Origin of the sequence: Calothrix sp. 336/3, assembly GCF_000734895.2 — a bacterium.
Taxonomy (GTDB): Bacteria; Cyanobacteriota; Cyanobacteriia; order Cyanobacteriales; family Nostocaceae; genus 336-3.
Genome location: NZ_CP011382.1, coordinates 3,805,974 through 3,832,054, shown reverse-complemented (window position 1 = coordinate 3,832,054; position 26,081 = coordinate 3,805,974). Strand labels below are relative to the sequence as shown.

Here is a 26,081-nt window from a genome sequence, read left to right as displayed (position 1 = left end):
AACATCATCTATATATAAGGCAATTTATAAAATTCCCATATTTCTGAGTTATGTGTATGGGAAAGCTTTTCATGACAAGGGTTTGAGACTATTGGCTTAAACTTTTATCCTCCCAGCTAGAGTCCAATCCCATGGAATGTATCAGCCTGTTTGTAAACTATTTTGCCAAAGCCTAAATTTACATTCATTTACGAAAGCTGCCCTGCGCCTGATTTTAGGTGATAGAAGAGGGTGTAAAAATCATATTTACGTTAAAACTACTTTACAAAAATCAACAAAGAATATAAGATAGTTGCATCGGGTGAAAAAAAGCACTCGGTTCTCAGAAATATTATCCAAAGCAATCATAAAACCATGACCACAACCTTACAAAGACGCGAAAGCGCCAACGTATGGGCACGGTTCTGCGACTGGATCACCAGCACCGACAACCGGATTTACATCGGTTGGTTCGGCGTACTGATGATTCCTACCCTGTTGGCAGCAACCACCTGCTTCATCATTGCATTTGTAGCAGCGCCTCCAGTAGACATCGACGGAATCCGTGAACCCGTAGCAGGTTCCTTAATCTACGGAAACAACATCATCTCAGGTGCAGTTGTTCCTTCCTCCAACGCAATTGGTCTTCACTTCTACCCCATCTGGGAAGCGGCTTCCTTAGATGAGTGGTTGTACAACGGTGGTCCTTACCAGTTGGTAGTATTCCACTTCCTGATTGGCGTATTCTGCTACATGGGTCGTCAGTGGGAATTGTCCTACCGTCTAGGTATGCGTCCTTGGATTTGTGTTGCATACTCTGCACCCGTATCCGCAGCAACCGCAGTATTCTTGATTTACCCCATCGGACAAGGTTCCTTCTCTGATGGTATGCCCTTGGGTATTTCCGGTACATTCAACTTCATGTTCGTGTTCCAAGCAGAGCACAACATTTTGATGCACCCCTTCCACATGTTAGGTGTAGCAGGTGTATTCGGCGGTAGCTTATTCAGCGCAATGCACGGTTCTTTGGTAACCTCTTCCTTGGTGCGTGAAACCACCGAAACCGAATCTCAAAACTACGGTTACAAATTCGGTCAAGAAGAAGAAACCTACAACATCGTTGCTGCTCACGGTTACTTCGGTCGCTTGATTTTCCAATACGCTTCCTTCAACAACAGCCGCAGCTTGCACTTCTTCTTAGCAGCTTGGCCTGTAGTAGGTATTTGGTTCACCGCACTGGGCGTAAGCACCATGGCGTTCAACCTCAACGGTTTCAACTTCAACCAGTCTGTAATCGACTCTCAAGGTCGTGTTATCAACACCTGGGCTGACATCGTTAACCGTTCTAACCTGGGTATGGAAGTAATGCACGAGCGTAACGCTCACAACTTCCCCTTAGACTTGGCTGCTGGCGCTGAAGCTCCTGTTGCTCTGTCTGCTCCCGCTATCAATGGTTAATACTTAACTTTTGATAAGAGATAAGAGCGCTCTTCCTTCGGGGAGGGCGCTTTTTGGTTTTGTATCAAATTCTTCAATGATTACAGAATGAGAGATGTGGAAATTCCCGTTTCTCTTTTTTGTCTCATGGAAGTCAATATGTAACTTTTAATACTATAAAATTTTGTCTTTTGAGAATTGCTCATCTATATCGTTATATTTCCAGAAATCCACAATTTAATGACTGTAGTTATAATTTAGGGAATTTAAACAAGCTTCTATAATATAGTCAGCGTCGTTGCTCCCATGATTAACTGATAGGGAATTATATGAGATGGTGAGGAAATGATGACATCAACATTACTCAACAATCGTTACAAGGTACTAAGTATTTTGGGTGGTGGTGGATTCGGGGAAACGTTTTTGGCTGAAGATACCCAAATGCCATCAGGTAAGCGTTGTGTCATTAAACAGCTAAAACCCATCAGTAATAACTCTCAGATGTACGAGTTGGTACAGCAAAGATTTCAGCAGGAAGCAGCGATTTTGGAAGAGTTAGGCGATCGCTGTGATCAAATTCCTCGGTTGTATGCCTATTTCTCAGAAAATGGACAATTTTATCTGGTGCAGGAATATATTCAAGGGCAAACTCTGACTCAAAAAGTTCAACAATATGGACTGATGACAGAAAATGCTGTTAAGGAAATTCTCTTAAATCTTTTACCTGTGCTGGATTTTATCCATAGTCAGCGTATGGTACATCGGGATATCAAACCAGATAATATTATTTTGCGTAATTCCGATAGCAAGCCAGTTTTAATTGATTTTGGTGCAGTCAAAGTTACCATGCAAACCGAGGTGTTAGGTTCACCAGGAAATGCCAGTAAATCAATTGTCATTGGTACACCAGGTTTTATGCCTGGAGAACAATCCATCGGTAAACCCTTATTTTCTAGTGATTTATATAGTTTAGGACTAACGGCAATCTATCTGCTGACTGGGAGGATGCCACAAAATTTAACCTTTGATGCTCCCACTGGAGAAATTTTATGGCGGCATTTTGCGGGGAATATCAACTCTAGTTTTGCGGATGTTTTGGATAAAGCAATTAAAAAGTCACCCCGCGATCGCTATTTCAACTCCAAAGAAATGCTTGCTGCTATCCAAAATCCCCAAACTCCCCTTGTTATACCTCCAACGGTTCCTCCCACACCTCCAGTTATTAGCAAACCAACGGTAATTTCTGCTCCAACTCCTCAACCCGTGGCAGTTAATACTCCCTTACCTCCCACCGTTGCTTCTCCTCCCGTACCACCATCTCCACAACCATCCACTGTCATCAATCAAAATTCTGTACCCTTGGTTATTCCCCCCAAACATGTCATTCCCTGGTGGCAACAGGGTTTGATGATTGGTGGATGTCTGGGATTAACGGTAATTGGTGGATGGTGGTTTTGGCAGCAACAAAATATTAGCGATCGCCAAACACCTCTAGTTACTTCTGAAACTATTACAGCTTCACCAACTGCTCAACCTAGCAATAATCTCAGTAGTGAAACCACAACACCTACAAGTAAAGCAGTCAGTGAGATAAAACCAACTCCTATAAATACTTCCAATACGGGAAATTCTGACACCACAACTGATTCCCAGAAAGTATCTAATTCTCAAACAACTCCATCAACTAATAATTCTAAATATACTGGCACAAGCGCTGTCAGCACTTCCCTGAGTCAAACTGCTGCTCAGGATTTAATTCAACAGTGGTTACAGGCAAAAAAAGTCATGTTTGCCCCTCCGTACAATACAGAAATCGCAGCACAGTTGACTACAGGTCAACAATACGAAAGTGCTGCGGGGAAAGATGGCTCTATCAATTCTTTAAAGGAAGATGGTCACTATTATAAGTACGGGGTACAAAAAATTGATAATGTGGATGAATTTTCTGTGAAAGATAATCAAGCAACAATTCAAGTCAAAGTTACAGAGGAGCGGACTTTATTTGATAGAAATGGAAATATTATTCCGAAGGAAAGTGACTATAAAACCCGGACAGTACGCTACAACTTAGAATCAATTGATGGAACCTGGAAAATATCTGATAGCAAAATTATCAGTAATTAGCTTGATTTTTCCGGATTATTTATTAACTCAGAAATATGCAATTTTGGAAAAGAATTCCCTATTACCTACGTATTATTATTATCGCAACTTTTGTTGCTAGTAGCATTATTTTTTCCGGTGTGTTGTGGCTGAAACTTTCTCCCGCCAAAGTTGCTCAAGTCGTGACTCCACAAGTCACTGCATCACCAACAACAGATATCAATGCTCTTGCCGCAGTACCCATCAATAACTCTCCGGTGACAGTGAATACTGAGATTTTCGATACTCCGAAAGTTGCAACCAAGGATTCTCCTCAAAAACCACCTGTGACTGTTGGCAAGCAGAAAACATCCTATGGACATTTGCAATATGCAGAAGCTAACCCCAACCAAATGATAATTGTCAGTAGCTATGCCAGTGGAGCATCACAAAGATATGAATCATTGCGCCCAGAAGCCGCTTTATCGTTAATGAAAATGATTTATGCTGCCAGAGAAAAGGGTGTTTGGATAATTCCTGTGTCTGGTTATCGAACCATTGCCCAACAACAGAAGCTATTTCAACAACAAACTCAACGCAAAGGTTCAGCCAAGGAAGCAGCAAAAATCAGCGCTCCTGCTGGTTATAGCGAACACCACACAGGTTTTGCCGTGGATTTAGCCGATGGCAAGTCACCACGTTTAGATTTAGCTTTTGAGTTTGAAAAAACTGATACTTATCTTTGGCTAAAGAAACATGCTCAGGAATTTGGCTTTGAGTTATCTTTTCCTCGCAATAATCCCCAAGGTGTGAGTTTTGAGCCTTGGCATTGGAGATATGTGGGTTCTCCCAACGCGGGGAGTGTTTTTGCTAATGCCAGAAGATGATGGAAAGTGCTGAGTTCAAAAAGAGTTTGTTTGAGGGTTCAGCACTCCAGATTTTTACGAGGGAAAAGGATTTCTCTAACAGCGAGCAATTCCTTCTTGTCGTGCGGCTCGTTGTACTGCTGCGGCAACGGCAGTGACTACACGCTCATCAAATACGGAAGGAACAATATGTTCTTTGTCTAAATCCGAGGGTTTGACAAGGGAGGCGATCGCGCTGGCAGCTTCTAAGTACATCAAGGTTGTAATTGTTTCGGCACGACAATCAAGTGCCCCCCGAAAAACACCAGGAAACGCTAATACGTTATTAATTTGATTGGGGTAATCACTACGTCCCGTTGCCATAACTGCAACATCATTTTGTACCAGTTCGGGCTGAATTTCTGGTATGGGGTTTGCCATGGCAAAAACAATCGGTTCCTTAGCCATTGCCTTCACCATTTCCGGGGTGAGTACACCTGGTGCGCTGACACCGATAAATACATCGGCTCCTTGCATTGCTCCGGCAAGGGAACCCTGAGCTTTGACTGCAAATTCTTTTTTCTCTTCTGTTAAATCACTGCGACTGATGGAGATAATTCCCTTAGAGTCGCACATGATGATAGTCTCAGCTCCAGCTTTCTTCAACAACCGCGCAATGGCAACACCTGCGGCACCGGCACCATTAATCACGATGCGAATTTTATCCATGGATTTATGCACTAACTTCAGAGCATTAAACAGCGCTGCCAGGGTGACAATTGCTGTACCATGTTGGTCATCGTGAAAAACAGGGATATCTAATTCCCGTCGCAGTCTTTCCTCAATCTCAAAGCAACGGGGAGCAGCAATATCCTCTAAATTCACACCACCGAAGACAGGAGCTAAATTTTTCACTGTCTTGACTATTTCATCGGTATCCTGGGTTGCCAAGCAGATAGGAAAGGCATCAATACCAGCAAACTCCTTGAATAGCATAGCTTTACCTTCCATCACAGGTAAGGATGCTGCGGCACCAAGGTTGCCCAAACCTAATACGGCACTACCATCGGTAACAATAGCAACAGTATTTTGCTTGATAGTCAGTTTATAAACTTCCTCTGGATTTTGGGCGATCGCACGACAAATCCTTCCGACTCCAGGGGTATATGCCATTGCCAAATCGGAGACACTCTTCAGAGGAATTCGGCTTGTGATGCTGATTTTACCACCTCGATGGAGATTAAAAGTACGGTCATAGACATTGATTACCTTGATATCTGATAGGGCTTGTACTGCTTGCACAACGGTTTCGGCATGGTCAGTACTAGCAGCATCTACAGTAATATCACGGATTGATACTTGTCGCGTTTGTTCTATTAAGTCTATTTGACCTAAGTTACCCCCACAAGTGGCGATCGCTTTGGTGACACTTGCCAACATCCCGATGCGATTGGGTATCTCTAAACGCAAAGTTAAACTAAAACTGGAATTTGGTGTGAGGTCTGCCATCGTGAATTTTAGATTTGAGATTTTAGATTTTAAATTGAATTCTCAAAATTCTAGTCAAAACCTAAAACAATAATTAGTAATTACAAACAGGTGACAATTTAGCAATTGTACCTTGAGAGAATAAATATTTTGAAAAATCTCTAATTGACATAAAAAAACGCCCCCCTTGGGAGCGCTTTAAATTTATCAGTAGCTAAATATTAGCCATGGATTGCAGGTGCTTGCAGAGCAACAGGAGCTTCAGCACTAGCAGCTAAGTCTAAGGGGAAGTTGTGAGCATTCCGCTCGTGCATTACTTCCATACCTAAGTTGGCACGGTTGAGAACATCAGCCCAGGTGTTAATGACTCGACCTTGGGAATCCAGCACTGATTGGTTAAAGTTGAAACCATTCAGGTTGAATGCCATGGTACTAATACCTAAAGCTGTAAACCAGATACAAACAACGGGCCATGCACCCAGGAAGAAGTGCAAACTACGGCTATTGTTGAAGGACGCATATTGGAAAATTAAGCGACCAAAGTAACCGTGAGCAGCAACGATGTTGTAGGTTTCTTCCTCTTGTCCAAACTTATAACCATAGTTGAGAGACTCGGTTTCGCTGGTTTCTCTCACTAAGGAAGATGTCACTAAGGAACCATGCATCGCACTGAACAAGGAACCACCGAATACACCCGCAACACCCAACATATGGAAGGGATGCATCAAAATGTTGTGCTCTGCTTGGAACACAAACATAAAGTTAAAGGTTCCGGAAATACCTAAAGGCATACCATCAGAGAAGGAACCTTGTCCGATGGGGTAAATCAGAAATACGGAAGTTGCTGCTGCTACAGGTGCGGAGTAAGCAACACAAATCCAAGGACGCATTCCTAAGCGGTAGCTCAACTCCCATTGACGACCCATCCAGCAGAAAATACCGATGGTGAAATGGAAGACAACTAATTGGTATGGACCACCGTTGTAGAGCCATTCATCGAGGGAAGCAGCTTCCCAAATGGGGTAAAAGTGCAATCCAATTGCATTGGATGAGGGGATAACAGCACCGGAAATGATATTGTTGCCGTAAATTAAAGAACCAGCAACGGGCTCACGAATCCCATCGATGTCAACAGGTGGAGCCGCGACAAAGGCAATGATAAAACAGATAGTTGCAGCTAACAAACAAGGAATCATTAGCACACCAAACCAGCCGACATAAATCCGGTTACTGGTGCTAGTAATCCAGTTGCAGAAGCGTGACCAGGCATTACCGCCTTCGCTTCTTCTGATTGTTGTGGTCATGGTTGATTTCACTTACTTTCAAGTGTGTACACAACCCAACTCGATACCTACTATCGTAAATTTAGTAGAGAAGAAATCAAGCGAGTTGCTTATCTGAGGAATTCGCCAAACAGTTTTCCCCAAATGCCGGGATAGTTGGGTATTCCTCTAAATACAGACCAATTAGAATTAAAAATCGCACAAAATATCATCACTGCATTCCAGGAAAAATCCTAGATACATTGGTTTGATGATGATTGATTTAGTTGGGGAATTTACCCGGCTCTATAAATTATTTTTTACATTAATTCTTTATACCTAGCAATTGTTTTTATTTAATTTTTAATAAGTAATTGCACACAAGCTACACAATACTTAATAAGTCTATCGAGGTATTTATATATAAGGGATACAGCTTTTCGGATGTCATTTAAATGACATTTAAAATTTTGAGATTATGCAATATTGGTTTACAAAAATAAATGCTATGTGATTTAAATTATCCTAAGTAGGAGCAATGTTTTTAATTTTTCGCAATATATGTTCAGATTTGGGGTAAAAGTTAATATATTCTCCATTCATGACCTGAATTCTCTTTAATAAACTTCACAAAAAGTCGCTGTATTTACAATAATTAATATAAATAGGAAAGAGACACAGTTTGTGTCTCTCAATCAGCTTTAAGGGAATTTCGGCAACGAAGATTTTATCTTTGCCCCAGAATTTTGCCTATGTCCCTTGTTATAACTTGTCTATAATCCGTTTCATTGCTTCTAGGACATTTTCTCGACTGTTGAAAGCAGAAATACGGAAGTAACCTTCACCAGCAGCACCAAAGCCAGAGCCAGGAGTACCAACGACATTGCAAGTATGAAGTAATTTGTCGAAGAAATCCCAGCTAGATAAACCATTTGGTGTTTGTACCCAAACATAGGGTGCATTCACACCTCCATAGACTTTGAGATTAGCATTGGTCAGTTCTTGGCGGATGATTTGGGCATTTTCCATATAGAAGTTAATTAATGCCCTAGTCTGCGATTTACCTTCCTCGGAGTAAACAGCTTCTGCGCCTCGTTGAACAATATAAGATACACCGTTAAACTTGGTAGATTGACGACGGTTCCAAAGTTTCCACAGTTCAACATCCGAACCATCACTGGCTTTTGCGGTTAAAGTTTTGGGAACTACAGTTAACGCACATCGGGTTCCTGTAAAACCAGCATTTTTCGAGAAAGAGCGAAACTCGATGGCACATTCCCTAGCACCTTCTATTTCATAGATAGAATGGGGAATATCTGGATCGGTAATAAATGCCTCGTAGGCAGCATCAAAGAAAATAATCGAATTATTGGCTTTGGCATATTCTACCCAAGCTGTCAGATGTTCCTTGGTTGCAGTTGCCCCAGTAGGATTGTTAGGGAAGCAGAGGTAGATTAAATCTACTTTTTGTGAGGGAATTTGGGCAGTGAAGTTATTTTCTGCTGAAATGGGTAGATAAACTAAACCTGTGTATTCACCCTTATCATTAATATCTCCCGTATGTCCTGCCATAACATTAGTGTCTACATAGACAGGATAGACAGGATCTGTGACGGCGATAGTATTGTCATTACCGAAAATATCGAGAATGTTACCTGTGTCGCATTTAGAACCATCAGAGATAAAAATTTCCGAGGCATCGATATCACATCCACGAGATTGAAAATCATGGATGGCAATCTTTTCCCTTAGCCATTCATAGCCCTGTTCGGGACCATAACCTTTAAAAGTAGAGCGATCGCCCATATCTTCCACTGCTTGAATCATTGCCTGACGACAAGCACTAGGTAATGGCTCAGTGACATCACCAATACCCAGACGAATAATTGGGGCTTCTGGGTGAGCTTGGGCAAAAGAATTCACCCGACGAGCGATTTCGGGAAAAAGATAACCTGCTTTCAGCTTGAGATAGTTATTGTTAATCGTTGCCATAGGAAACGGAGTCAACTTGTCCGGAATAATTACTTTGTGTCAGAGAAGATTGTAGAGCTTATATCCTGCACCTGGGAAAGCGATCGCCAAAATCTAGGACATAAATCTATGGGAGTAAGGATAGCGATCGCTCAGAATAGGTATTTTATCAATAGAGATTCTTAATAAGGGAATATTTATAGAGGTTAAAAATCATCTCTAACTAAGGTTAGATAAAATTTACATCATGGACAAACTATAATTATTATCAATAACTTTCTCCTAGAGGCGTATATCGCATCTGATAGCACAAACCCTGCGTATGAGTCTGCGAGATCTCATATTTGTCTCCATGCCACTATGACAAAATTCAGAAACTTTAAATTACTTAACTACCTCGCCGAAAGCGAAGGTCTACCTAAAGTAGTAAGTTATAAAAAAATGTTGCAACTTTGAAAATAATTGTTATATTAGTTAACAAAGAGATACATAAATTAGTAAATCCACTCTGGAGTTAAAATCATGCAAGACGCAACAAAAGTTACCCCCGTGATGGACGATCGCAACTCTTGGCGCTGGGGTTTCACTCCCCAAGCAGAAATCTGGAACGGACGTTTAGCGATGATTGGCTTTCTATCCGCAGCATTAATTGAATTGTTCTCTGGTCAAGGTTTCTTACATTTCTGGGGTATCCTGTAGTTCTGACTACGACAGGAATCATAATCAAGGTCATCCCTTTGAAATAGTTAAAAGATATATAAACGCAGGGTGGGTAACTTTACTCACCCTACTGTTTTTTTAGTTGGTATCGTCAGTAGTCATAACCGTCGAATCAATTCCCTGGTATTATCCAAACCAGTGAGACGGCTCACAACCTGGTTGCGTAGGTTCACACAGATGATGACTAATCCAATCTGATTTCTCTTGCATAATGCTATAAATGCCTTGTTGAATTAGTGATTGTAAATGTATTTGATGTTCTAGGGGACTACGTGGTGATTTATAGGTAATAGAACAGTTCTGTTCTAATTCCGTGGCATTATAAAAACAGGAAATACGGTTAAAAATGTAGCTGATTAGTTCTTGTCGTAATTCAGGAATTGCAAAGGCTTGCTGATAGGGTTTATAGGGATAGGTATGTAAAATACTTTCAATCTCAGCAATAACGGATTGCTGAGTAAAATTAATGACTGTCTTCATATATTACAAGCTCCTTTCATCTCAAGTATGGTTTTTTACACTTAGTTCTAAAACATTCTCATTAGCCGATTTCTGACAAGATAAACCAAAAAATTATCATTCATTGACCATGTATAGCATCTGTCTTGTACTCTATTGATAATGCTGATCAGACATAGCCAAGGTAAAATTCCAAGAGCCTTAGAGAATAGTTATTTTTCTTATGCTGATAATAGGTAAACGATAATTTACAAGTTTCCTTATCTATCTGAGAATGGGATAAGGATGAATAAATTGAATGATTCAGGGAACATATATTCATCAAGTTAGGGATAGAGACAGCAGAAAATTAGGTTAACACTTTATATTTAACATCTGCTGACCTCTCACCGCTAACCTGACCTTTGCCATATCAACTATTAAACCTTGAAGATTGATTTAATTGACAACTCTAATTATTTCAACTTCCTGACTTGTTAGTGAATAAATACATAAAACTCATCATGAACTTGAGCAGATTACACTATTGATTCAACGATTTATCTCAAATATAAAATCATTGTAAAAAAAACACTTTTTTCACTTAAGTATGAGTTAATAATTCTGTCTGCAATTTGATTTTTAGCTGTTTACTGGCGATCCCTTGCAAATTACCGATAAGAATAGCCCTAGGAAGTCAGCAATGTTCGCCATCGCTGACTAGGTTTTATCTGGAAAATTAGTCGGTGAGAAGATATAGGTAATCGAGAAAAGCATTATCAGAGAGCGGATATTTTTCTAGCTCTTGATTCACAGTTGCTGCTGCGGCAATTCCAGAGAGAAATGCAGCTTCAATCAAATTGCCTCCACACCAATCGCCGCAACAGATGAGGGGGGAAGGTGTTGCCGCAGATAAACAACTATTTTGCCAAGGATGTTTGGGAAAAGCATAGCGCCAACGATGTACCTGCATCCATTCTGGATGGTTTAACCAAGGCAGTTGGAGTTTATTGGCAGCATAACTCAGAATTTTTTGCCCTACTGGTTGTAAGTCTAAAGCATCCAAATATGTCTTGGCAAAATCGACACTACTTTGAATAACAAAATGGGGTTGTTGGGGTTGGGGACGTTTACTACTATCTAAACCTATCCAGGCTAAGGTGTTATCCTGGGAAAATTTCATGGCTTTCCAATCGGGTAGGGGTTGAGATTGGCTAGAATAACCAGCCATAACACTAATGCTGGGGTAAAAATCTACAGAAGAGAGATGATGCCAAAAATCCATTCCCAGTAAATCTGTTTGCAGAGGTTGGAGTATGGGGAGTATTTGAGGCGCTGGGATGGCAAAAATAACAGCTTTTGTGGAGATAAAAGTATCATTGGCTTCTGTTGTGATTTGCCAATTTCCCTGGGATGTCAAGGTGATATGGGTAACACGTTGGTTAAGTCTAATATCTAAATTGTGAGAGAGGAACTTAGCGATCGCGCTCATTCCCAAGGGTGCAGTATAGCGAGGAGCAGGAGAACTTACACCATTGGGAAATTCATGAACTATATCTGTCCATACTTCCAGAATCTGCTGCTGACATAATAAATCCACCAAATCCTGTAGTAATTTGTCCTGGGGTTTAATATAAGATGCCCCATGATCTGCCCAAGTTTGATGCAAGCGACGAGTTGCCATCCTGCCACCTAAACCACGGGATTTTTCGATAACTTGCACACTATAGCCAGCTTGTTGTAACTGTTGGGCACAAATTAAACCTGCCATACCGGCACCGATGATAATAATATCAGTCATGTGTTTGAAAAATGCTGAAAGGGATGGAAAAATACTGATTTTACAAGAATTCCAGCAGATGAATATGTTGGATGACGCTTGTGAGCTGCTGTGAGATTTGCGGTTGCCAATGGATGGAGTATTTCCCACCACATAATTCTCCGTCAGGGCTTCTCATCTTATGAGAAGATAGGTTGCATAATATCCACCGGAAACACAAATAACCATCAGCCCAGTCTGATAATTAGTCTTACTTCACTTCTGACTCTTGACCCATGAGAAACAAATTTCAAACATCCTCTAACGTAATTTGCTTTTCCATACTGGGAATTCTGACTATTTCTACAATACCTGTATCCGTTTCCGCAGAGATAGCATCCTCTCCAAAGCTGATTTTGGCTCAATTATCAGATATAGAAAAACAAGAGCGATCGCAACTCATTCAACAAGCAAATATTTCCTACAGCCAAGGAAATTTACCAGAAGCAGAAGCAAGTCTGCGTCAGCTAATCAAGAAATTCCCCGAAGATGCCTTTGGACATTATCAACTAGGAAATATTCTCTTCCGTCAAGGTAAAACAGATGATGCGATTAATGCTTACCAAGAGGCAATTCGTTTCCAGTCAAAATATGCCCTTGCTTATAATGCCATTGGTTCAGTGTATGCTAGCCAAGAACGGTGGCAAGAAGCAATAACTCAGTACAAAAAGTCACTAGAAATTAATCCTAATTACGGAGATGCCTTGACAAATTTAGGTCAAGCATTATGGCAAATAAATCAAAAAGCAGAGGCGATCGCCTCCCTAGAAAAAGCCTTAAAAGTATACCGAACCCAAAAGACTGAGGAAAAAGCTAAACGAGTAGAAAAAATGCTGCGGCAGATGAAATCTAATGATGATCCAAGTGTTTCTTAAGGAATAGATGATTGCCGATATTATGGAGCAGGCAGGTATGCCTAAACCACAATATCGGATAATTCATTTCTGCTTACTTGAGTTCGGCAAATTCAAATACATCGTAATTTCCGCCACGGAGAACAGACTCTGTATGTTTGCCCAGTAAACGCTTGCCAGTTACCTGTTCCATAGCGCCCCAGATGGCACCAAGAGTGTATGTACATTTGCGCTCTGAACCTTGGGGTTCACCGGCAGAACAGAGAGTTTCCGAAGTTTGAACAATGATTTTTTCGCCTTCTAGAAAGATATTTTCTACTATGCACAGACGAGTCCCATCCTTACCAAGGGCGTAACTAATTTTACTCGTAATATCTTCCCAAGACATAGTAGCAATGGACAAATTTAATTCCTGAGCCAATTGCTTCCCACGACTTCTACCAGATGTAGTGAGAGCGATCGCCGTTGCCTTATCTCCAAGAGCATCTTCCATACCAGTAATTGCGGCTTTGAAGCAAACAATACTACTGAAATCTCCGAGTGTTTGACGTAACATAGTAATTCAAAATTGAGGAATAACAACAGAAATATCCAGAACCTACAGTGCTAATAGTGGTGAAATTCGAGAAACAGCACGCTTAATTTCTAAAAACAGTAAACCTTGTTTAACCCCAGAACCTGCCAAAACTAACAAAACAGCCTCTGCACCACAACCAACCAACACGCCGTAGCCTTTTTCTCCCTCAACAACAATCCTATCAACGTTGCCACGTACCAATTCCCTACAAATGCGCTCCCCTAAAGACAACATAGATGCAGACATTGCCGCAGTACGCTCTTCATCCATGCCTCCAGGTAGCACGGAAGCCAAAGCTAAACCATCAGGGCTAACTAATGCAGCACCTTGAATATCGGAGGTTCCACTGACAAAACCTTGTAACTCATCTTGCAACATGGAAATATTAATCATTGAGTTTTCCTGCGAAAATTTAGTGAATAATTGTGAATTTGCAGAGACAATGCTCTTTATAGAGCCACCTTCGGCGATCGCCTCTATCAAATCCCTGTCGCTGCCTGACGAACTATGAACCCCTATTGCATCTGAGGATGTATCTTGAGAGAGTTGGATTATTTGCGGAAAAACCCGACTCAATAGCTGAAGTAAATAACTTAGAGCCATTAATATAGCGTTTCTCATTCTAGTGACGTATAGAAGAACCCCTCCCCAGCCCTCCCCGAAATCGGGGAGGGTGCCCAATAGGGCGGGTGGGGTTGTATTTCATCTGATTGGGAAACGCTATATACTTCTTGCAAAGACGTATAGAAGAACCCCTCCCCAGCCCTCCTCGAAATCGGGGAGGGTGCCCGACAGGGCGGGTGGGGTTGTATTTCATCTGATTGGGAAACGCTATATACCTCTTGAAAAATAGATTTTAGTTAAGAACTGGGAATACCCCCTTTTATCCTTGACTATTTCCCACATTCTGCAAGAAGTCAAATCTGCCTCTTGTCTACTGTATCAAGTTATATTTGCTGGGCAATTATTCTTAATTTAATATTTTATTTTCCCTATCAATCACAACTTGATAGAAATCCTAATTAATTGAATAACACTCAGCAAAATACTCAACCAGAAGAATTAAAGCTTGTTTTACGGATTCCGTTTCATGAGCATGAACTGCAATGATTGGAGGCTGCTTAATATCTCTAATATCTAAAGCCATAACTACATCCTCTAATTCCCAAGCACCCTCACAGTCAGTATGAGTTATCCCTATCAAATAGGGAATTTCTACCCGATGTTTCATGAATTGTAGAATTTTACGCCCATAACGGATATGCTCTGGACGATGGGCATCTACCAAAAGAATATAGGCATGAGCTTTTTTGATCAGAATATCCCACATAAAATCAAAGCGCATTTGCCCAGGTGTACCAAACAAATGCAATGATTGATTTTTTCCAACAGTCAAGCGTCCAAAATCCAAGGCAACAGTAGTCTTTTCCTTAATTTGGGCAATTTCATCCGTTGCCATTTGATCGGTGTCAACCACCTCTATCTCACTAATTGCACGAATAAAACTTGTTTTTCCTGCACCTACGCCCCCAGCTATGACTATGCGCAGGACTTCCATACATACCTCCAATAGTTAGTTCTGACTGTCATCAATATATTGAGACACATTTCCTACTAGTAGGATGCAATTGAAATGAGTTAATGTTTTTTGGAATTGACCTGTTCTATGACTAATTTGCATACTCAATGCATAGAAAACTACCCTGTATCATCAGCACAAAGACAATTAAGTCGATGGGAGACTGTTGAGCTAACTTCGCAGATTATCATCTTTAATTGCGATGCAACTTAAGTTAAAAATATATTCTTAAGTAATAAACCCTGAATCGCGAAATCCAAATTTCCTATTGGATTGTACAACAGTATTCAGTAATTTTTCAATTTATTCAATCATATTTATACTGTGAATTTATGAGCACAAAAGCAAATTTATATATATCTAATGTAACGAAAAATCTCAATTTCGCTCACTATTATTTATTATTTGGCAATAGGATAAATACAACGCCTTTTTTGCTTCATTATTTTTGTGGGTGTAACCTTCAGTTACAAAGGTTATGGGGATAATATCCTGTGGAAAGCTGCTCCGCGTTTACAGGAGTTACACCTACATAAAAATCAGATTGTTGAGTATTGTTGCGTTGCTGCTGCAAGTAATGGCTAGAATTTAGGCTTTTTAACTCTTGACTTGAGAAATAAATTGCTACCAACGTAAATCCGAGTATTCATGGAGTATATGACTAGACTAGGATGATTTTTCGGCAAGTGAGGACTTTTTGATATACTGCGTGTAAATTTAGGAGGAAACGTGATTTTTCTCTGTAAAAACCCGGCAAGCAGAGAAATTTTACTGAAATTGCGTAGATGTTTACAGGAATTCATCCCGTGGTGGAATACCCTAACAAAGGGAATTCCTTAAAATGGGGGATTACTGCTGATATGACGTGAAGCAGTGCTGAGTCAGGAGTAACAAGTACAGAGTTAATGGATATGGGAAGCAATACATATGTATTACTTTTCTGATAATTCCGATAGATTACTCCACATTCAGAACTGTTTTAGTAAAAGCGATTTGAGATTCAACGTTCCCTTGTGGTGAGGGGCGATCGCAAACCGCAAATCCTAAATCTAAAATTGATTTGACACTAGGTAGAAGCAATGACTAAACAGTGTGAGGGGAAAAAGTCTACCGTTCATGATATGCACAGGGCAACAGATGAGAATATTCCCGCATTTACAACTACGATATTACAGCCACGGCTTGATTTAGAGAAATTTCGTGAATATTTCAGTCCCAAAAGATTTCACAATATTATTGTATTGAGTGGAATATTTACAACTCTCATCTTCTTGAGTCTTCACTTATCAAAATATACCCAAGTTTCCTCATCACCACAGATAGCGGTTGAGGAAAATGATGAAGTATTTGAGGAAGAAGATGGTAGTAAAACTCCAGCCGTTACACAAAGATTGCAAGCCAAATCTTCTCCCAATTCATCACTAGTTTATAATGTCCAAACACCGCCTCAACTTAAAAATGGCAATAGCAAGCTAGATGCAATTGTCAAAGATATTGTGAAAATGGCTGACAGAAGAAATTTACCCACAAGAAAATTATCAGTCACGCTCATAGACTTAAATGACAATACGATATCTAGTTACCAGCAGGAATCTCCTCGTTATCCTGCAAGCGTAGTCAAACTATTCTGGATGGTAATGTTAGAAAGTTATATCCAGCAAAAGATTATTCCAGCCACAGCCAGTGTCAATTCTGATTTAGATTTGATGATTAGAAAATCTGATAATAGTGCGGCAGGTAGAATCATTGATAGAATTACACGCACAAAATCAACTAATAAAAAATTGAGTGCGAAGAAGTTTGCCACATGGAGAAAAAAACGCCTATTAGTGAGCAGATTTTTCCAAAGGGCTGGATATGAAAAAATTAATATTAGTCAGAAAACATACCCCATTTATTACGTCAACCATGCAATGCCAAAAGGAGCAGATTTACAGCTATTAAATGATAATTCTAATCCACCCATTCGTAATCGGATTACAAGTTATCATGGAGCCAGACTCATGTATGAACTTGCAAATAAACAAGCTGTATCTGCGGATGATAGTGAAAAAATGCTCAAGATTTTGGGGAGAAAATTACACCGCGAAGCTTGGAAAAATAATCCTCCCGTCAGCGATGGATTTAATCCTGTAGAAAATTTTCTTGGTGAAGGAATTTCTCGTTATGCAGATGAAGTTACTTTCGCATCTAAAGCAGGTTTGACTTCGACTTGTCGAGCAGAAATTGCCTACATAAAAACTAATGATGGTAGAGTTCGTTACGTTTTAGCGATTTTCGGTGATGATGGTGATTACAGTCGCAGTCGTGTGTTTGTGGATATATCGCGCTTAGTATTTAAGAGAATGAAACAGGATAAAGAGTAATTGTTGATATTTGTCAAATCAAATTACCATTAGTTAGTCATTCTAGAGGAAACTTATACCCTGATTGGAATTAGAGTATAAGTTTCCTGAGTATTATTCCTGTTCTGCGAATTCTGTCAAGAAGCGGAAAGCTTTCATCACATCGCTGGCACATTCACTGGGGGAATTATTATAAAAAGAGCGCCATGCTGATGCTTTGTCTTCATCATAGCGATCGCCCCGTTCGGGATTCCTATCCAACCATCCTAAACGAACTGCGTGACCTATGAGAACATCTAAAACGATGTATTCTTCAATTTGGAGGTTAGGGTTATTCTCGGCGATCGCGGCTAATTCCATCAAGGTTTCAATATTCACTTGACGGTATTCTGGAGCTTCAATTTTATTCAACAGATGTTCCACTTGCAGCGCAAAGTTTTTCTCCCCTGATGTCATTTCTGCCAACATCACCTCACTATCTAAACGGTTGCGACGCTCCAATTTATCGCCAATGACTAACCCTTTACAATGCTTCATTAATAACCACACCTGTTTAAAAAAGTCCTTGGGGACTCTACCTGTGGTTCCTTCTGCCACACGAAAACGTCGCCAACCTCCAGCAGGTACTTCAATCTCTTCCATGAGTGTAGGTTGCAATACCCAATCAATATCACTTTCCCTTTGCTTGACGTGCAAAGATTCCTGTTGACGCAGCAATTGACTCATTCCTGCATACTCTGCTAACACCTGACGCAAACGAGTTTTGACTTCAAAGGGTGATAAGCGCATCAAATGCTCATAAGCTTCGTCTTGGGTAACTCTCAACTCCTTGGCGATTTCACTTGTCAACAGCAAAATCAGATAACCTACCCGTAGAGTTAATAATCCCTTAAATAATTCTGGTTCAATACGAATGAGAATACTCAGATAAATCAGAATCTCTTGGGTAAGTACGCGATCGCGGATATCCTCTCGACAAAAATTGTTCACCTTCTCCACAATCTCACTATGGGATAGGGGAGTGGTAATTAAAGAAGCTTCACTGTAAGCTTTACCCACAGCAATTTGCTTACCTCGCACCAAAATACTTGTCACCACATCTGACAAACCCATATCCACCATTTGCCGCAATCCCGCAGCCCGACGTACCACACCCCACAAACCAATTTCTCCCGCTTTGGCGTACACCTCATCTAGTAAATCTGCAACACTGACTCTGTACCCCGCACCACCAAAACCCGTATCAAATTCTAATCCTTGCAACCGAGTTAAAGTCTGCAATAACTCAATTTGCTCATAGATATTTGCCGAAGCTTGCAGGGAATCTAAGAGAAAATTCAAGTTAGTTTCACATTCCATTTGGAATTCTTGAGTATGTGCCAACTGCCAATTTTTCTCTGGATGAAATGCTAAGAAAGTACGTCTAGGCATTGCATTTTTCACAGAAGATTGAGTAAATTGCCAATCTGGGAAATAATCAATTCTTTCCGTTGCGGCAGTCAAAATTAACTGATTTAAGCGTCCCAGTTTTACCCGCACTCCATTACATACCCCATCTTGAAGTTCTTGCATCAGAGCAAGTAGGGCTTCGCTCCCAGTTTCTAATAAGGTATGAGTCAACATTAAAGTTAAAATTGGACGACCTAAACTACTCCAATAGCTATGAATATAGGCTAACTCACTACGAATTTGGTCTACTAAAAAATGGTAATCTAAGGTTAAATAAAACTGTTGCCAATCTAAAAAAGAAGGTAAGAATACTACTGTTTCTCCACCAATGCGAAAAACTCTTGAGGTGGCTGAACTGCGCAGCCTTCGCATCGGACGACCAGTTAAACCTAATTTAGAATTTTTACCAATTTGCGCGTAAATACTTGAAAGTTCTTCTGACTTCCGGACTTGAATCGGTTCTACTTGCTTGGGTGTTTGGGTTTCAATACCATGAACTTCTAGCTTTGCCTGTAATTCTTCATCTTCTGCTAATAGGGCAATTTGGACGAGGGTTTCTCTACGTTTATCAATACAGAGATGTCTACCTAAGGGGTCAATATCTCCCACTGCCAGGAGGTTTTCACTTAACATTTCTCCGAGAAAATATAGGCTCTGTGCCCACACTAGGGGAATATTTTCATTGGGTAAACGGGGCTGGGTTTGGGGAGCAAGTTTTTCTGCTTCGATATTTTCTTCGGGGACGTAATACAATTCTGGCAATAGTCCCACACCATCTCTTTCAACGAGTAGAGACTTTAACTTGTTTTGATAATAGATGATTTGCTCTGAGTTGTGGCTAAATAAAGCATCTAAATATAGATAGGTGAAAAATAGGGGCCATTCACATTCTATATGTTCAAATTGTTTGAGTTCCCACGGCTCATAATGTAGGCGATTAGTATCTTCAATTGCGGTTTGATGCCCATCCCGTAAAAAGCGTTTACAACCGTAATTTCCTGCCAACTTGGTAATAATTTCATTTAAGGTTCTTTCCCGCAGAATGATATCTTCTACAGCAAAGGCAGGAAAGCTAATCACACTCAGTAAAGCTGCATCTATTTCCTTAGAAGATGACTCTCTGGGTAATAAAGATTCTAAGGTAGTTCGGGCGCGGGTAATCTCATCTGGTAGTACATGAATTACCGATGCGGCACTACCATTGACACCAAATAAGTCTAATCCATTCATTGCCTCTAGGGCAGCTTTTGCCATTCCTACGGAACTAGCATTTAATTCAGGATTGCCGTGATTAATTTTATTTCCCCGCTCCCAAATACCATAATCGGGTGTGCGATAAGCACGTCCAATGTAATAAACTAAATTTTGGACAAAATCGACTTCATCCAAAGTAAAAATGATTTTGCATCCAGAAGCGGTCATTTGCGCCAACATTAACAGAAATATTGATGTGGCATCTAATTGTAAATGTCCCCATTCCCCATCACCAACGACAATATCCCCTGTCATCGTATTGTATTTGGCGTGTAAAGCGTCTAGGGGGGCTTGAGTATGTTTAAAATTTTCTACTTTATGGGCTTGTCGCATCATCGCAAACAACAAACCCCGCATCAACTTGACAACACTTTGTTCTAGCTCGTAGGTACGTCCTTGATCTGCATCTACTTTCCGGTAGGCGATCGCCAAACCCCAGACTGCCAAAATACTATAGACATTATCCCGCACCCAAGCATCAGTGTAGTCTCCATGGGCGGTGATTGCCGTACTTGCAGGCAATAAACCTGTAATCGGGTTTTGCCGAGCCAGAATAATTGTCTTGATATGCTGATAAAAATAGTCTAAACGGTTGAGTAATAAGGGAACTGTTTTCATGATCTGATTTAGACTTTTTTCTGGAATTAAACCCTGTGGCTGGGAATTAAATCTATATAGGGGCAGCCAAAAGTTGGGTAATGAGTATGAACTTTACCACTTCAGGTTAGGGTTAGATGTTATATTATCACCTGTTTTTGTCACCTAAGGAAGGTCATGGCATTGGGAATTTGAGACTGTGAGATTTGGCATTGTCCGATGGCTCTTTATTCCCTTTCAACAATTTTACATTGTCTTTATGGGAGTTTATCTCAAGTTTCATCGAATAAGTATGATTATTACCAACTTTCTTGACCCTAATTTTAATTAATTTGATGCAAAATATATTATCTTGCCTACAAAACTGACTGAATAATTTCTATAATTCATCTGGAGGTTCGGTTATGTCTTTACGTCACAATGAAAACAATGCTCCTTTAGTCAAAGTCGTTTATTCCCAAGTCAAGGTACATGGGAAAACTGAGTTAGTTCCTTGGCAGTTATATGCAGATGGCAGCTTGAAGCGGTTGAATGGCTAGGTATGTCTATTCTCAGCAGATTAAAGAATTTAATTAACTCCATAAGAGACAAAAGCGTCTCTTTTTATTTTGATAATTCATGAGTCAATATTTTTTAATATTTTCGACAAAAATAAACCATCTGCATAATTTTATTTTGTCAAGTTTTCGAGTCGTTACAAAACAAGATAGAGGATTTTAATTCAAACGAGAATTCATCAAATCAGTGCAAAATGGGTTTCTAAGCAAATAAAGTACACTACGCCTGTTCTGTCACACAGTCTTATGCGACTTAAGGATACGAGGGTAGAGATAAGTCGCTCCGTATCTCACTGAGGAAAGATTAATAAAATTTTTTCGATGTATTTAGGTATGTGAAATTCCTGATGCCTAGATAGTTTTGCATTCTTTGGCAATTAGTTATGAAGCATTCCATCGCCAAAATTGCAGATTTAGAGTCAATATTGCCTAATTTTTCTAGTTAATCCTGGAAATCATAAATCTTATTCCATGGGTGATAGTCAGAATTATCTGTATTGAAAAGCTAAATTTTCTGACTTAACTACATGACTAAATGTAATGAGGCATAACAATTATACCTCAATTTTGCTACAAAAATCTTATAAATCAGTAAATTTAAATATTTTGACGAGGTAAATTTTATCACTTTGTAAAGTTTACAAATTAACTCTATGGATAGTCTTGACAGGCAATGTGACAGTAGTAAAATCTACACAAATGTACAGAAAATCAGGGCTGCAAACGTAAGTATTTGTGCGTATTTTTACCACATATACCAATAAGCTACCGGATAAGACCCTTTCGGGTTAGTATTGGTAGTTAGCGATGCCTTGATTGGTTATCGATGTTGAATTTTCGAGAGTTTATGGACAAAAGTCCACAAGACGGTAGTACTATCCTCCTCTAAGCTGGCGAGACTGTCTCCCAGCGCGGGGGAGACTATAGGAGGTAGCTATGCTCATAGAGGATGTTCGCAATTCATTGGTTGACATTGCCGATTTGAATCAGCTGAAATTTGATTTAAATCAGTCTCCACCAGTAGACGTGAGTGAATATATCGCCAAATTGCCGCAAAAAATGCAGGCGATCGCGTTCCGATTGCTGAGTAAGGATCATGCAACGGACGTATTTGAATATTTACCACCTGATGTTCAGGAGGATTTAATTAATTCCCTCCACGATGTGCAGGTAGCACAAATAGTCGAAGCAATGAGTCCCGATGAAAGGGCGGTTTTATTTGACGAATTGCCTGCGGGGGTAGTGAAACGGCTACTACAAGAGCTGAGTCCAGAACAAAGACAAGCCACAGCCACAATTTTAGGTTATCCCGAAGGAACAGCCGGTCGGGTGATGACCACGGAATACGTGCGCTTGCGGGAGGGTTTGACTGTCGGTGAAGCCTTGAGCAAGATTCGCCGTCAGGACGAAGACAAGGAGTCAATCTACTACGCCTATGTCACTGATGATAATCGTAAGTTGGTGCGGGTAGTATCCCTGCGGCAATTATTGTTTACATTTCCGGAAGTTTTGATTCGCGATATTGCCAGCGATCGCGTCATTAAAGTCAAAACTGAAACTTCCCAAGAAGAAGTTGCCAGGGCAATGAAACGTTATGATTTGATTGCCATGCCGGTAGTAGATCGGGAAGATCGGTTGGTAGGGATTATTACCATTGATGATGTTATCGACATCATTGAAGAAGAAGCAACGGAAGATATCCAAAGGTTAGCAGGGGTAAGTGGTGATGAAGCTGCTTTATCTCCCCCACAAATTACTATCCGTAAACGTTTACCCTGGTTACTGGGTAATATCGGTTTATATATTGGTGCGGCAAGTGCGATCGCCCCTTTCCAGGAAGTAATTAAGGTGGTTCCGGTTCTGGCAGTAATTATGCCGATATTATCCAACACTAGCGGGAATGTAGCAATTCAAGCCCTTTCGGTGACTGTCAGAGGTTTAGGTGTCGGGGAAGTCACACCTTTGGATTCGATGAAAATTTTGCGCAAAGAACTGCTGGCGGGATTAGGTACGGCGATCGCCCTGGGAAGTGCCATTGGTATCCTATCCTTAATATGGGCACCAGTGGATGAACGTTGGGTATCTGTGGTTGCGGCAACAGTCATGATAGTCAATGTTTTCGTTGCTGCTAGTTTAGGTACCCTACTACCTATGACATTAAAACGGTTAAACCTCGATCCTGCCTTAATTAGTGGTCCCTTACTCACTACTACCCTTGACGCGATCGGCTTTTTAACCTTTTTGTCAATGATTTCCATCGCCTTAAAAATTTTCCAATAAAAGCGGGCAAAAATATCGGAAATGTCAGATTTCTCGCAAAATACAGTATCTTGAGGGTAGGCATAATGCCTGCCTTTATTTGTATTCGATTTTAGACTTATCCCATTTCTCACAGTGACTCACCTATCATCGCCAACTTTGCCAGAAATGGTTGATATTTGGCAACAGACTCTCAACTGGTTTCCTAGCGATATACAACAACAGCAATTTCAAACAATATACGAACTAATTCTTCAGGCAAATCAACAATTTAACCTCACACGTATCACCAAACCAGAAGAATTTTGGGAGAAACATTTGTGGGATTCCCTCGTAGGTATCAAAGATTTACTGATAAATCCTCAGATTAATCTCTCAATCATCGATATTGGTACGGGTGCAGGTTTCCCAGGTATACCCATAGCAATCAGTCTGATAAACTCTAATGTCACTCTAGTAGATTCTACTCGCAAGAAAATCAATTTTTTGGAGCAATTAGCCACAACTCTGGGCTTAAATCATGTGACAGCAATTACAGCCAGAGCTGAAGAAATTGGACAAAATTACCAACATCGTCAATCCTATGATATTGCTCTGATTCGAGCAGTTTCAACGGCTGCCGTTTGTGCAGAATATACCCTACCCTTACTCAAAATAGGTGGTTTAGGAATCATTTATCGCGGTAATTGGACAGAAGATGAAGCCAAAGCATTAGAGATTGCTGTCAATCTATTGGGGGGTGAAATTGAATCCATCGCACCCTTAAATACTCCCCTGACTAACAGCACCCGTCACTGTTTATACCTGCGGAAAGTGAAGGAAACACCAGCCATCTATCCTCGCGCCATTGGTGTACCAACACAAAAGCCTTTATCCTGATTAGTGTTAACTAGTAGATGATTGCAGTGGCAGCGATCGCCATCAACCTCAAAAAGATTTCACTGTATGGGTGTTGGTGAAAAGTTTTATTGTATGTAGTCGCAAAAGTCTTCTAGATGCTCTTCGTCATCGGCAATGATGGTGAATGTTCCGATCGCGCTTCCAGTTTGCCGAGGTTTTCGGGTTGTTCGAGGTTCGATGATTAGACGGGCGATCGCCCGCTCATTTTGGCATATTTGGATCTCTTCGCCCGGTTTGAGGTTGGCGATCAGTTCTGGGAGATGTTGCTGGGCTTCGGTGAGGCTGATTTGGGTCATGGGCTTGGGCTGCGTCGCTCCCATCATTATAAGCTGTGCCAAAGCGCGATCGCATCTAGTTGTAAGCTGTATAACAGCTTAGTACCCGCTTGGGAGTAGCGATCGCCGAATTCGATTTTGATTTGGAGGGCTTGTTGGTAGTCCTTGCGATCGCCCGTCATAGCCAACCTCCAGGGAATGTTCCCTATTATACCGAGACTGCCTACTCATCGATGTAAAACAATTCACATTATCTACATGGAGGACGTCCGTTCAATTGAGCCATCGGAGTTCAGTGCGATCGCACTCTTGACACTGCACCAGCAGGCTAATTATGTTATTAACCTAAGCTCAGGATACCCCAGTAAATTTTGCAATTTGTTATGATATTTCTTGAAATCTAAATTATGGTTCTTGCCATGGTGATAAAGGGCAAATTTGTATACCCACAGGGGTTTGCATAATTACCGCCTCTACTCCTAAAACTTCTCGTAAATTGGGGGGAGTGAGGACGTAATCAGGTTTACCTAAAGCAAAAATTCTGCCTTGATTTAACAAAGCAATTCGTGAACTATATCGAGCCGCTAAATTTACATCATGTAAAACAGTCAGGATGGTTAAATTCTGCCTGTGATTTAAATTTTTGAGTAGTTCTAGTAATTCTAACTGATAACGAATATCTAAATAAGTGGTGGGTTCATCTAATAATAATACTTGGGGATTTTGAGCAAGAGCTAAAGCCAGGAAAGCTCGTTGTCTTTCTCCTCCAGATAATTCTTCCACGGGGCGATCGCGGAATTTTTGCATCTGGGTTAATTGTAATGCCGTGTCTACCTGCTGCCTATCTTCTGCGTCTAATTCCCATTGCCACCAAGGTTGATGGGGGGTGCGCCCCAAAGCTACTAATTGCTTGACTGTTAAACCGGAAGGAATTGTTTGTTGCTGGGGTAATAGGGCTAATTTCTGAGCCACGATCGCCGCAGGTTGGGAGTGAATTGCTTTCCCATCTAGTAGTACTGTTCCCTGTTGCGGTTTTAGCAGACGACTAATTAATTTTAATAGGGTAGATTTTCCCGAACCATTGGCACCAACTAAACTTAACCATTCTCCCGTTTCTAGAGTTAGGTTAATTTCCTTGACTACTTGTTTATTTGTATATCCACCGGTGAGGTTTTGCGCGATGATGGGCATAGGAGAAATTCTTATAGCGATTCCCATTCAGGTGAGGGACAAAACCATATCGTACCTTGTGGGGGCGCAAGGTAGGGTATTGACATTGTCACGATATGCCCAATACGGCTTTTACAGATGGGTGCACGAGTTCATCAGGTACTTGGTTGCGCTCAATGTATTGTCTCTAGCATCGCGTGGGTGTTGGGTTTCGCGGGGTGTAA

At 40.7% G+C, this 26,081-nt stretch carries 23 protein-coding genes; 10 read left to right on the top strand and 13 right to left on the bottom strand.

Annotated elements, in window-relative coordinates; genetic code table 11:
* Positions 1–354: 354 nt before the first annotated feature.
* From psbA (IJ00_RS16050) to IJ00_RS29705, 3 genes are all read left to right on the top strand, one after another.
* Entirely contained in the window at positions 355–1,437 is a 1,083-nt protein-coding gene (gene psbA / locus IJ00_RS16050; RefSeq protein ID WP_035150464.1) for a photosystem II q(b) protein, read from the top strand.
* A 324-nt stretch (positions 1,438–1,761) separates the two neighbouring features.
* Positions 1,762–3,540, top strand: coding sequence for an IMS domain-containing protein (locus tag IJ00_RS16045; protein WP_035154543.1), 1,779 nt, complete (start codon positions 1,762–1,764; stop codon positions 3,538–3,540).
* Between the two features lie 35 nt (positions 3,541–3,575).
* Entirely contained in the window at positions 3,576–4,385 is an 810-nt protein-coding gene (locus IJ00_RS29705; protein WP_144416048.1) for a M15 family metallopeptidase, read from the top strand.
* Between the two features lie 75 nt (positions 4,386–4,460).
* On the opposite strand, the gene IJ00_RS16035 is transcribed toward IJ00_RS29705, so the two are convergent.
* From IJ00_RS16035 to IJ00_RS16025, 3 genes are all read right to left on the bottom strand, one after another.
* Complete coding sequence (locus IJ00_RS16035) at positions 4,461–5,852, bottom strand: malic enzyme-like NAD(P)-binding protein (RefSeq protein ID WP_035154542.1); 1,392 nt, start codon at positions 5,850–5,852, stop codon at positions 4,461–4,463.
* Between the two features lie 200 nt (positions 5,853–6,052).
* Positions 6,053–7,135: a photosystem II q(b) protein gene (gene psbA / locus IJ00_RS16030; RefSeq protein WP_035154541.1), complete on the bottom strand. Its 1,083-nt coding sequence runs from the start codon at positions 7,133–7,135 to the stop codon at positions 6,053–6,055.
* 720 nt (positions 7,136–7,855) lie between these two features.
* Positions 7,856–9,085 (bottom strand): LL-diaminopimelate aminotransferase, encoded by a 1,230-nt coding sequence (locus tag IJ00_RS16025; RefSeq protein ID WP_035154540.1) that lies wholly within the window; start codon positions 9,083–9,085, stop codon positions 7,856–7,858.
* 501 nt (positions 9,086–9,586) lie between these two features.
* Here IJ00_RS16025 and IJ00_RS16020 point away from each other — a divergent pair.
* Entirely contained in the window at positions 9,587–9,763 is a 177-nt protein-coding gene (locus IJ00_RS16020) for a chlorophyll a/b-binding protein (protein WP_035154538.1), read from the top strand.
* A 147-nt stretch (positions 9,764–9,910) separates the two neighbouring features.
* Here the strand turns inward: IJ00_RS16020 and IJ00_RS16015 are convergent, their stop codons facing one another.
* Positions 9,911–10,264: a hypothetical protein gene (locus tag IJ00_RS16015; protein WP_035154536.1), complete on the bottom strand. Its 354-nt coding sequence runs from the start codon at positions 10,262–10,264 to the stop codon at positions 9,911–9,913.
* Between the two features lie 697 nt (positions 10,265–10,961).
* Positions 10,962–12,023: an NAD(P)/FAD-dependent oxidoreductase gene (locus IJ00_RS16010; RefSeq protein ID WP_035154535.1), complete on the bottom strand. Its 1,062-nt coding sequence runs from the start codon at positions 12,021–12,023 to the stop codon at positions 10,962–10,964.
* 254 nt (positions 12,024–12,277) lie between these two features.
* On the opposite strand from IJ00_RS16010, the gene IJ00_RS16005 reads away from it, so the two are divergent.
* Positions 12,278–12,916 carry a tetratricopeptide repeat protein gene (locus IJ00_RS16005; protein ID WP_035154534.1) on the top strand — a complete coding sequence of 213 codons (639 nt, stop codon included), beginning with the start codon at positions 12,278–12,280 and terminating at the stop codon, positions 12,914–12,916.
* A gap of 73 nt (positions 12,917–12,989) precedes the next feature.
* Here IJ00_RS16005 and IJ00_RS16000 read toward each other — a convergent pair whose 3' ends face one another.
* From IJ00_RS16000 to IJ00_RS15990, 3 genes are all read right to left on the bottom strand, one after another.
* Entirely contained in the window at positions 12,990–13,451 is a 462-nt protein-coding gene (locus tag IJ00_RS16000) for a hydrocarbon-binding protein (RefSeq protein ID WP_035154533.1), read from the bottom strand.
* A gap of 42 nt (positions 13,452–13,493) precedes the next feature.
* Positions 13,494–14,075, bottom strand: coding sequence for a roadblock/LC7 domain-containing protein (locus IJ00_RS15995; protein ID WP_035154532.1), 582 nt, complete (start codon positions 14,073–14,075; stop codon positions 13,494–13,496).
* Positions 14,076–14,490: 415 nt separating this feature from the next.
* On the bottom strand, positions 14,491–15,030 hold the full coding sequence (locus IJ00_RS15990) for an ATP/GTP-binding protein (protein WP_035154531.1): 540 nt from the start codon (positions 15,028–15,030) through the stop codon (positions 14,491–14,493).
* 471 nt (positions 15,031–15,501) lie between these two features.
* On the opposite strand from IJ00_RS15990, the gene IJ00_RS29965 reads away from it, so the two are divergent.
* Both IJ00_RS29965 and IJ00_RS15985 read left to right on the top strand, forming a co-directional pair.
* The gene (locus tag IJ00_RS29965; protein WP_256388801.1) at positions 15,502–15,636 is read left to right on the top strand and encodes a hypothetical protein; all 135 of its coding nucleotides are present in this window, start codon (positions 15,502–15,504) and stop codon (positions 15,634–15,636) included.
* A gap of 494 nt (positions 15,637–16,130) precedes the next feature.
* Entirely contained in the window at positions 16,131–17,417 is a 1,287-nt protein-coding gene (locus IJ00_RS15985; protein ID WP_082127342.1) for a serine hydrolase, read from the top strand.
* Between the two features lie 93 nt (positions 17,418–17,510).
* On the opposite strand, the gene IJ00_RS15980 is transcribed toward IJ00_RS15985, so the two are convergent.
* Positions 17,511–20,717, bottom strand: coding sequence for a glycoside hydrolase family 15 protein (locus IJ00_RS15980; RefSeq protein ID WP_035154530.1), 3,207 nt, complete (start codon positions 20,715–20,717; stop codon positions 17,511–17,513).
* Between the two features lie 383 nt (positions 20,718–21,100).
* Between IJ00_RS15980 and IJ00_RS29960 the strand changes: the two genes are divergently transcribed.
* Positions 21,101–21,235: a hypothetical protein gene (locus IJ00_RS29960; RefSeq protein WP_256388800.1), complete on the top strand. Its 135-nt coding sequence runs from the start codon at positions 21,101–21,103 to the stop codon at positions 21,233–21,235.
* A gap of 456 nt (positions 21,236–21,691) precedes the next feature.
* On the opposite strand, the gene IJ00_RS30185 is transcribed toward IJ00_RS29960, so the two are convergent.
* Positions 21,692–21,745, bottom strand: a complete 54-nt coding sequence (locus IJ00_RS30185; RefSeq protein ID WP_371259649.1) for a CRISPR-associated DxTHG motif protein — start codon at positions 21,743–21,745, stop codon at positions 21,692–21,694.
* 444 nt (positions 21,746–22,189) lie between these two features.
* Between IJ00_RS30185 and mgtE the strand changes: the two genes are divergently transcribed.
* Positions 22,190–23,533, top strand: a complete 1,344-nt coding sequence (gene mgtE / locus IJ00_RS15975; protein WP_035154529.1) for a magnesium transporter — start codon at positions 22,190–22,192, stop codon at positions 23,531–23,533.
* Between the two features lie 147 nt (positions 23,534–23,680).
* On the top strand, positions 23,681–24,391 hold the full coding sequence (rsmG, locus tag IJ00_RS15970; RefSeq protein WP_035154528.1) for a 16S rRNA (guanine(527)-N(7))-methyltransferase RsmG: 711 nt from the start codon (positions 23,681–23,683) through the stop codon (positions 24,389–24,391).
* Positions 24,392–24,477: 86 nt separating this feature from the next.
* Here the strand turns inward: rsmG and IJ00_RS15965 are convergent, their stop codons facing one another.
* From IJ00_RS15965 to IJ00_RS15960, 3 genes are all read right to left on the bottom strand, one after another.
* A complete protein-coding gene (locus IJ00_RS15965) occupies positions 24,478–24,708 on the bottom strand; it encodes a type II toxin-antitoxin system Phd/YefM family antitoxin (protein ID WP_035159145.1) in 231 nt (76 codons plus the stop codon).
* Between the two features lie 26 nt (positions 24,709–24,734).
* Entirely contained in the window at positions 24,735–24,869 is a 135-nt protein-coding gene (locus tag IJ00_RS29955) for a hypothetical protein (RefSeq protein WP_256388799.1), read from the bottom strand.
* 223 nt (positions 24,870–25,092) lie between these two features.
* Positions 25,093–25,878, bottom strand: coding sequence for an ABC transporter ATP-binding protein (locus tag IJ00_RS15960; protein WP_035154527.1), 786 nt, complete (start codon positions 25,876–25,878; stop codon positions 25,093–25,095).
* Positions 25,879–26,081 lie beyond the last annotated feature (203 nt).

Bases quoted from the DNA above. Each gene is read 5' to 3' on its own strand.
- IJ00_RS29705 (WP_144416048.1), top strand. From the start codon at position 3,576: ATGCAATTTTGGAAAAGAATTCCCTATTACCTACGTATTATTATTATC.
- IJ00_RS16020 (WP_035154538.1), top strand. From the start codon at position 9,587: ATGCAAGACGCAACAAAAGTTACCCCCGTGATGGACGATCGCAACTCT.
- IJ00_RS15985 (WP_082127342.1), top strand. From the start codon at position 16,131: ATGACTAAACAGTGTGAGGGGAAAAAGTCTACCGTTCATGATATGCAC.
- IJ00_RS16025 (WP_035154540.1), bottom strand. From the start codon at position 9,085: ATGGCAACGATTAACAATAACTATCTCAAGCTGAAAGCAGGTTATCTT.
- IJ00_RS16000 (WP_035154533.1), bottom strand. From the start codon at position 13,451: ATGTTACGTCAAACACTCGGAGATTTCAGTAGTATTGTTTGCTTCAAA.
- psbA (WP_035150464.1), top strand. From the start codon at position 355: ATGACCACAACCTTACAAAGACGCGAAAGCGCCAACGTATGGGCACGG.
- IJ00_RS16010 (WP_035154535.1), bottom strand. From the start codon at position 12,023: ATGACTGATATTATTATCATCGGTGCCGGTATGGCAGGTTTAATTTGT.
- IJ00_RS15980 (WP_035154530.1), bottom strand. From the start codon at position 20,717: ATGAAAACAGTTCCCTTATTACTCAACCGTTTAGACTATTTTTATCAG.
- IJ00_RS15965 (WP_035159145.1), bottom strand. From the start codon at position 24,708: ATGACCCAAATCAGCCTCACCGAAGCCCAGCAACATCTCCCAGAACTG.
- IJ00_RS16035 (WP_035154542.1), bottom strand. From the start codon at position 5,852: ATGGCAGACCTCACACCAAATTCCAGTTTTAGTTTAACTTTGCGTTTA.
- mgtE (WP_035154529.1), top strand. From the start codon at position 22,190: ATGCTCATAGAGGATGTTCGCAATTCATTGGTTGACATTGCCGATTTG.
- IJ00_RS16045 (WP_035154543.1), top strand. From the start codon at position 1,762: ATGATGACATCAACATTACTCAACAATCGTTACAAGGTACTAAGTATT.
- psbA (WP_035154541.1), bottom strand. From the start codon at position 7,135: ATGACCACAACAATCAGAAGAAGCGAAGGCGGTAATGCCTGGTCACGC.
- IJ00_RS29955 (WP_256388799.1), bottom strand. From the start codon at position 24,869: ATGACGGGCGATCGCAAGGACTACCAACAAGCCCTCCAAATCAAAATC.
- IJ00_RS15995 (WP_035154532.1), bottom strand. From the start codon at position 14,075: ATGGCTCTAAGTTATTTACTTCAGCTATTGAGTCGGGTTTTTCCGCAA.
- IJ00_RS29960 (WP_256388800.1), top strand. From the start codon at position 21,101: ATGTCTTTACGTCACAATGAAAACAATGCTCCTTTAGTCAAAGTCGTT.
- IJ00_RS16015 (WP_035154536.1), bottom strand. From the start codon at position 10,264: ATGAAGACAGTCATTAATTTTACTCAGCAATCCGTTATTGCTGAGATT.
- rsmG (WP_035154528.1), top strand. From the start codon at position 23,681: ATGGTTGATATTTGGCAACAGACTCTCAACTGGTTTCCTAGCGATATA.
- IJ00_RS15960 (WP_035154527.1), bottom strand. From the start codon at position 25,878: ATGCCCATCATCGCGCAAAACCTCACCGGTGGATATACAAATAAACAA.
- IJ00_RS15990 (WP_035154531.1), bottom strand. From the start codon at position 15,030: ATGGAAGTCCTGCGCATAGTCATAGCTGGGGGCGTAGGTGCAGGAAAA.
- IJ00_RS16005 (WP_035154534.1), top strand. From the start codon at position 12,278: ATGAGAAACAAATTTCAAACATCCTCTAACGTAATTTGCTTTTCCATA.